Raw genomic sequence first — 7,566 nt, 5'->3', positions numbered from 1 at the left:
GCGGCCAGCGCCGCCGCGACGCCGCCGGCCGCCGACGTCGCCGCCTCGTCGGCCCGTCGCTCGGCCTGGCCGCGCTGCCACCACACCACGCCCGCGACGACCGCCAGCACGACGACCAGCCCGGCCGCGACCAGGACGATCCGGACCCTTCCCCCGTCTCCACGCATACGGCGGAGCGTAGGGGTGGTGCGTGGGGTACCCGCGACGGCCTCACCCGACCTGCGCGAGACCTCCACACCGGCAGCGGCTCCCGCTCGGTCTCCCCATCCGCGCCGCGATGGGGCAGGGTTGGGCCATCACGGCCCGAGGACGAGCCGGACGCAGCCGAAGGAGCCCGAAGTGCGCAGCACGATGCAGCCGACGCCGTTGCTCATCTCCCAGATGCTCGAGTACGGCGCCACCGCCTTCCCCGACTCCCAGGTCGTCACGTGGACGGGGCAGGAGCCGCGCCGCACGTCCTTCGCGGAGCTGCGCGACGACTGCGCGCGGCTCGCGAACGCGCTGCGCCGCCTCGGGATCGACGGCGACCAGCGGGTCGCCACGTTCATGTGGAACAACGAGGAGCACCTCGAGCTGTACCTGGCGGTGCCGAGCACCGGCGCGGTGCTGCACGCCCTGAACATCCGGCTGTTCCCCGAGCAGCTGGTCTACGTCGCGAACCACGCGCAGGACGAGGTCGTCGTCGTCGACAACACCCTCGCGGCTCCGTTCGCCAAGCTCCTGCCGCACCTGAAGACCGTCCGCCACGTCGTGGTGAACGGCCCGGTCGACGACGCGACCCGCGAGGCGCTGGCCGCCGCCGGGCCGCAGGTGCACGACTACCGGACGCTGCTCGACGCCGAGGAGCCGGTCTTCGCCTGGCCCGAGCTGGACGAGGACACCGGTGCGGCCATGTGCTACACCTCCGGCACCACCGGCAACCCCAAGGGCGTCGTCTACTCGCACCGGTCGAACTACCTGCACTCGATCACGATCACGATGGCCGGCTCGCTCGGCATGACCGAGCAGGACGTGCTCCTCGCGATCGTCCCGCTCTTCCACGCGAACGCGTGGGGGCTGCCGTACGCGGCCTTCCTGTCCGGCTCGTCGGTCGTCATGCCCGACCGGTTCCTGCAGCCCGAGCCGCTGGCCGAGATGATCCCGGCGCTCGGCGTCACCGCGGCGGCGGCCGTCCCGACGATCTGGACGGGGCTGCTGGCCCACCTCGACGCGCAGGCCGAGGCCGGCACGCCGGTCGACCTGTCGACGATGGACCGCTCGATGGTCGGCGGCTCGGCCTGCCCGCCCTCGCTCATCACCGCGTTCGACGAGCGGTACCAGGTGCGCATCATCCAGGGCTGGGGCATGACCGAGATGTCGCCGGTCGGGACGCTGAGCAACCCGCCGCACGCGTCCGAGGGCGAGGAGCGGTTCTCGTACCGGGCCAGCCAGGGCCGGCTGCTGCCCGGCGTGCAGGGCCGGCTCATCGGCCCGGACGGCGACGAGGTCCCCTGGGACGCCGAGCAGGTCGGCGAGCTGGAGGTGCGCGGTCCGTGGATCACCGGGTCCTACTACGTCGCCCCCGGCGAGGAGCCCACCGCCGACGCGCTGTCGAAGTTCAGCGACGACGGCTGGCTGCGCACCGGCGACGTCGGCTCGCTCAGCCCGAACGGCTACCTGCGGCTCACCGACCGCGCCAAGGACGTGATCAAGTCCGGCGGCGAGTGGATCAGCTCGGTCGACCTCGAGAACGCCCTGATGGGTCACCCCAAGGTGGCCGAGGCCTCGGTGGTCGGCGTCCCCGACGACAAGTGGGGCGAGCGGCCGCTCGCGACGGTGGTGGTCGCCTCGGGGCAGGAGGTCGGGGTCGAGGAGCTGCGCGACTACCTGGCCGACAAGGTGGCGCGCTGGCAGCTGCCGGAGCGGTGGGCCTTCATCGACGAGGTGCCGAAGACGAGCGTCGGCAAGTTCGACAAGAAGGTGCTGCGACGCCGGTACGCCGAGGGCGAGCTGGAGGTCACGACCCTCTGACCCGGGTGGTCGGCCGGCGCAGGTCGGGGGCGTCCTGCAGCGCCTGTGTGCGCATCCGGTGAAGATCGGCCCCGCACCCCGCTGGAGGGCTCCAGCGGGCGGTCGGAGACGCCGATGCCGCGGTTACGCTTCGGCGAGGGCTGACGCACGCCCCACCACGAGCCGCAGCACCGACCGGACCACCCGGAGAGGGGAGATGCCACCGTGCGCGAGGACCGCACCCTGCAGGCCCGCGGGCGGCACGTCGCCTCCCGCCGGCACCACCGGCACCCCCTGCTGCGTGGCCTCGGCCTCGGCGTCGCCTCCGTGCTCGTGCTGGCCCTGGCGGCCACCGCCGTCGTGTACGTGCGGCTGAACGGCAACATCACCGGCATCGACACCGCGTCGCTGGGCGAGCGGCCCGAGGTGCAGGCGACGGCCGACGAGCAGACCAACCTGCCGCCGATGAACATCCTGCTGATGGGGTCCGACACCCGCAGCGAGCTCGAGAACGCCGACGACTTCGGCGGCACCAACGAGCTCACCGGGTCGAACCACAGCGACACCACGCTGCTCGTGCACCTGGCGGCCGACCGCAAGAGCGCCTTCGCGGTGAGCATCCCGCGCGACTCGCTCGTGCACCGCCCCGACTGCGCGAACCCGCAGACCGACGTGGAGCAGATGCCGATCGGCATGTTCAACGCGGCGTTCAACGAGGGGTCGCAGGACGGCGGCGGCGTCGCCGGTGGCGCCCTGTGCACCGTCGAGACGGTCGAGGCCAACACCGGCGTCTACATCGACTCGTTCGCGGTCGTGAACTTCGAGGGCTTCCGCGACATGGTCGACGCGCTCGGCGGCGTCAGCATCTGCGTGGCCGAGCCGCTCGAGGACACCGCGTCGGGCCTGCAGCTGCCGGCCGGCGAGAACCACCTGGACGGCACGCAGGCGACGCAGTTCGTGCGCGCCCGCAAGGGCATCGGCAACGGCTCCGACATCGGCCGCATCGGCCGGCAGCAGGCGTTCCTGTCCGCCGTCGTCCGCGAGGCCACCAGCTCGGGGCTGCTGCTGCGTCCCGACCGGCTGGTCGGCTTCCTCGACGCCGCGACCCGCAACCTCACCACCAGCGACGACATCGCCAGCGTCCGCGCCCTGGGCGACCTCGCGCTGCAGGTGCGCAACCTGCCGCCCGACCAGATCCGCTTCTTGACGGTCCCCAACAAGGTGGCCGAGAGCGACGCGAACCGGGTCGAGTGGACCGAGGAGGCCGACGCCATCTGGCAGGCCGCCCGCGAGGACCTGCCGCTGCCCGGCACCGAGCCCGTCGACCCCACGACCTCGACGACGACCGAGCCGCCGGTGCTGTCGGTGACCCCCGACGACGTCACGGTCGAGGTCGTCAACGCGTCCGGCACCGAGGGCCTGGCCCGCCAGGCGTCGCAGGCGCTGACGGTGCAGGGCTTCGTCGCCGGCCGGCTGTCCAACGGCGAGGTCGGCAGCGTGCAGGGCGTCGTGGTGCACCACGCGGTCGCCGACGAGGCGTCCGCCCAGACCGTCGCCGCGGCGTTCCCCGGCGCGACCGTCGAGGCCGACCCCGAGCTGACCGGCGGCACCGTCCGCGTCGAGCTCGGCGCCGGCGCCCCCGCGGTCGTCGAGGTCCCGAACCGGCTCGGCACCGAGCCGCTGCCCGACCAGCCGCTCGCGTCCCAGCCCGGCTCGACCGGCACGGCCAGCCTCGACTCCCGGGTCGCGTCCGACGCCACCTGCACCTGACGGCATGCGCTTTGCCGGGGTCCGGGGCCGCCCGGTACCCTGAGCGCGCTCGGAGGAGGCGTCGCCTAGTCCGGTCTATGGCGCCCGCCTGCTAAGCGGGTTTGGGGCTACAACCCCATCGCGGGTTCAAATCCCGCCGCCTCCGCGCAGAGAACGACAGAGGGACCCCCGCCGGTGTCGCGGGGGTCCCTCTGTCGTTCTCTGCACAGAGACCTGTGGGATGTGGGAGGAGCGGGGTCGGCGACGAGGAACGAGTCGCCGCCCCCGCGACGGCTCCCGCCGCCTCCGCGTGGCGAGGGAGCAGCCCGAGCGACGCGAAGGGCCCCCGCCACCGGCGGGGGCCCTTCGTCGTGGGTGGGCTCACTCGACCCCGAGGCGCGCCTTCAGGCCGTCGAGCTCGGTCCACAGCGTGGTCGGGAGCGTGTCGCCGAACTTGTCGAACCACTCGGTGATGCCGGGGATCTCGGCGCGCCACTCGTCGTCGACGACGCGCAGGCACTCGGCCAGCGCCTGCTCGTCCATGTCGAGGCCGTCGGTGTCGAGCGACTCGAGCGTCGGGACGTGGCCGATCGCCGTCTCCTGGGCGGCGGCGGTGCCCTCGATGCGCTCGATGACCCACTTCAGCACGCGGGCGTTCTCGCCGAAGCCGGGCCACACGAAGTCGCCCTCGGCGTCGCGGCGGAACCAGTTCACGTAGAAGATCCTCGGCAGCTTGGACGCGTCGGCGTCCTTGCCCATGTCGATCCAGTGCTGGAAGTAGTCGCCGGCGTCGTACCCGATGAACGGGAGCATCGCCATCGGGTCGCGGCGCACGACGCCGACCTCGCCGGTGGCGGCGGCGGTCGTCTCGGACGACAGCGTGGCGCCCATGAAGGTGCCGTGCACCCAGTCGCGCGCCTCGGTGACGAGCGGGACGGTGTCGCGGCGGCGGCCGCCGAACAGGATCGCCGAGATCGGCACGCCGCGGGGGTCGTCGTACTCGGGGGCCAGGATCGGGCACTGGCTGATCGGGGTGCAGTAGCGGCTGTTCGGGTGCGAGCTCAGCTCGCCGGAGTCGGGCGTCCAGTCCTCGCCCTTCCACGACGTGGCGTGGGCAGGCGTGCCCTCCATGCCCTCCCACCAGATGTCGCCGTCGTCGGTGAGCGCGACGTTGGTGAAGACCGAGTTGCCCTTCTCGATCGTCTCCATCGCGTACGGGTTGGTCTTCTGGTTCGTGCCGGGGGCGACGCCGAAGAACCCGAACTCGGGGTTGACCGCCCACAGCCGGCCGTCCTCGCCGAACCGCATCCAGGCGATGTCGTCGCCGAGGGTCTCGACCTTCCAGCCCGGGATGGTGGGCTTCAGCATCGCCAGGTTCGTCTTGCCGCACGCGGACGGGAACGCGGCCGCGACGTAGTGCGTGACGCCCTGCGGGTTCGTCAGCTTCAGGATGAGCATGTGCTCGGCGAGCCAGCCCTCGTCGCGGGCCATCACCGAGGCGATGCGCAGCGAGTAGCACTTCTTGCCGAGCAGGGCGTTGCCGCCGTAGCCGGAGCCGTAGCTCCAGATCATCCGCTCCTCGGGGAACTGGACGATGTACTTGGTGTCGCTGCACGGCCACGCCACGTCGGCCTGGCCGGGCTCGAGCGGGTGCCCCAGCGAGTGCAGGGCGGGGACGTAGTCGGCGTCGAGCTCCTCGATGCGCTCGAGCACGTGCGAGCCCATCCGCGCCATCACGCGCATCGACGCGACGACGTAGGCGGAGTCGGTGATCTCGACCCCGAACATCGGGTGCTCGGCGTCGAGGTGGCCCATGACGAACGGGATGACGTACATCGTGCGACCGCGCATCGACCCCCGGTAGAGGTCGGTCATGATCGCCTTCATCTCGTCCGGCGCCATCCAGTTGTTCGTGGGACCGGCGTCCTTCTCGTCGACCGAGCAGATGTAGGTGCGGTCCTCGACGCGGGCGACGTCGGTGGGGTCGGACGCCGCGTGGAACGAGTTCGGCTTCTTCGCCGGGTCGAGCCGGGTGAACGTGCCGGTGGCGACGAGGGCGTCGGTGAGGGCGGTCCACTCCTCGTCGGACCCGTCGCACCAGTGCACCGAGTCGGGCGTCGTGAGGGCGGCGACCTCCTCGACCCAGGCGAGCAGGCGGGCGTGGCGGGTGGCCGGGGAGCCGGTCACCGGGCGCTCGGTCGTCGACAGGGTCGGGGTGTCGGTCGTCGTGTCGGTGCTCATCGGAGTCTGTCCCTCTCGAGGTTCGCCGGCGCCGGTGCCGTTCGGTGGAGCCACCTTCGCCGGGAACCGCCGCGGGCGCGACGTTGTGTTCATAGTGAAGGCGAAGGCGCCGTGGCCCCGACGGTAGTCCTGTATCGCATGCTGGGATACCCGCGAACGGGTCGGCCACCCGTGAAGTCCCTCACACGGGCGGACCAGTGACGTGACCTTGCGAGATCCGGTCCGTTTCTTGCGGTTCCGTCACTGGTAGCTGATGAGCACCGGCACCGGCTGGACGGCCATCGTCTGCGCCGGGGTCAGCATCGGGACGTCCTCGTCGTAGAAGTTCTTCCAGGCGAACGCGACGCCCGCGGGCGCGCCGGCCCGGATCGCGTTCCACGTACCGGTCTTGGCGGGCTGGGACCCCTGGCCGTCCGCGTGGATCACCACGGCGAGCCCGTCGTGGGTGGTGTCGAGGGTCGCGCGGTCGGTGATCATCGAGGACCGGAACTGGTGCAGGACGAGCATCTTCTGCGGCAGGGCACGCGACCGCACCAGCTCGGCCAGCCAGGCCGACACCTGGTTCACCTCGGCCGCGCTGACCGAGCCGATCTGCTGCAGGTGCCGCTGGCCGGGCGCGAGCCGCCACTCGGGGTCGAGGGCGAGCCCGACGTGGGGCAGGGCGAGCAGCGACTCGTAGCGCTTCGCCTGGGTGAGGAAGTCGGTGGTGCCCGGCTGCAGGTCGAGCAGGACGTAGGTGCCGCGCCGGCCCGCCTCCTCGACCCACGGCCGCAGCACCTCGGGGTCGACCTCGTTGGAGTAGTTGCCGTCGGCGCCCGCCCCGCCGGTCGCCACGGTCGCGATGATCTCGAAGGTGGGGACGACGGGGACGTCCGACAGCGGCTGGTACTGCGCCGCGTGCGCGGCCGCGTTGTCGAGCGACTGCGCGAGCGGGTGCTCGCCGAGGACGCCCAGCGCGGCCGTCCCCGGGTGCCCGTACAGCGCGACGTAGCGCTCGCCGGCCAGGACGAGCTGACCGCCGCCGGGCAGCTGGACGCCGGTCGCGGCGGTCGCCGTCCGGGCCTGCAGCGTCTCGACGGCGCCGAAGGCGGCGCCGAGGCCGACCACCCGGGTCGGCGCGGCGGCCGCGACGGCCTGCACCTGCTCGGCCGTCGCACGCGGGTCCGCCGTGGGGGTCGTCAGCACGGTCGCGCCCGCGGCGGCCGCGGTGGCGAGCGCGGGTGCGTCCTCGGGGGCGCCGGTGGTGAGCACGAGGGTGCCGGGCACCGGGGCACCGGTCGTGGCCTGCGGGAGGCGCGCGGCGCTCGACACCACCTCGACGTCGGCCAGGTCGGCGGCGGCCGTCCGGGCGGGGGTGCCCACCGCGAAGGCGGTCGTCGCGCCGAGTCGCTCCAGCTCGGCCGGCACCGGACCGGCCGCGGTGGACGCGCCCTCGGTGACCAGGAGGGGGACCCGCAGTCGCGTCGCGTGCCCGGCCGCGGTCGGCCAGGCCGCGGCGACGGCGGCGGCGACGAGCACGACCGCGGGTGCGCTCGCGAACAGGGCGGCGCTGGCCTGCGCGGCGAGGGCGGACGGCCCCGGGCCCGG

At 73.0% G+C, this 7,566-nt stretch carries 4 protein-coding genes and 1 tRNA gene; 3 read left to right on the top strand and 2 right to left on the bottom strand.

Annotation, left to right across the window (positions count from 1 at the left end; translation table 11 throughout):
* Positions 1-339: 339 nt before the first annotated feature.
* The 3 genes from ACYVKY_RS20060 (at position 340) to ACYVKY_RS20050 (ending at position 3,904) form a co-directional block, all read left to right on the top strand.
* Positions 340-2,010 carry a long-chain fatty acid--CoA ligase gene (locus ACYVKY_RS20060; protein ID WP_460436754.1) on the top strand — a complete coding sequence of 557 codons (1,671 nt, stop codon included), beginning with the start codon at positions 340-342 and terminating at the stop codon, positions 2,008-2,010.
* Positions 2,011-2,214: 204 nt separating this feature from the next.
* Positions 2,215-3,759: an LCP family protein gene (locus ACYVKY_RS20055; RefSeq protein ID WP_460436753.1), complete on the top strand. Its 1,545-nt coding sequence runs from the start codon at positions 2,215-2,217 to the stop codon at positions 3,757-3,759.
* A gap of 54 nt (positions 3,760-3,813) precedes the next feature.
* Positions 3,814-3,904 (top strand) — tRNA-Ser (locus ACYVKY_RS20050).
* Between the two features lie 215 nt (positions 3,905-4,119).
* Here ACYVKY_RS20050 and ACYVKY_RS20045 read toward each other — a convergent pair.
* Together ACYVKY_RS20045 and ACYVKY_RS20040 are read right to left on the bottom strand one after the other, a co-directional pair.
* Complete coding sequence (locus ACYVKY_RS20045; RefSeq protein ID WP_460436752.1) at positions 4,120-5,979, bottom strand: phosphoenolpyruvate carboxykinase (GTP); 1,860 nt, start codon at positions 5,977-5,979, stop codon at positions 4,120-4,122.
* 240 nt (positions 5,980-6,219) lie between these two features.
* On the bottom strand, positions 6,220-7,566 hold a 1,347-nt coding region (locus ACYVKY_RS20040), incomplete at its 5' end, for a hypothetical protein (protein WP_460436751.1).

The sequence above is a fragment of the Angustibacter speluncae genome, from assembly GCF_054777815.1.
The sequence above is the reverse complement of the archived record's forward strand: the minus strand, read 5'-3'. Positions and strand labels throughout refer to the sequence as shown.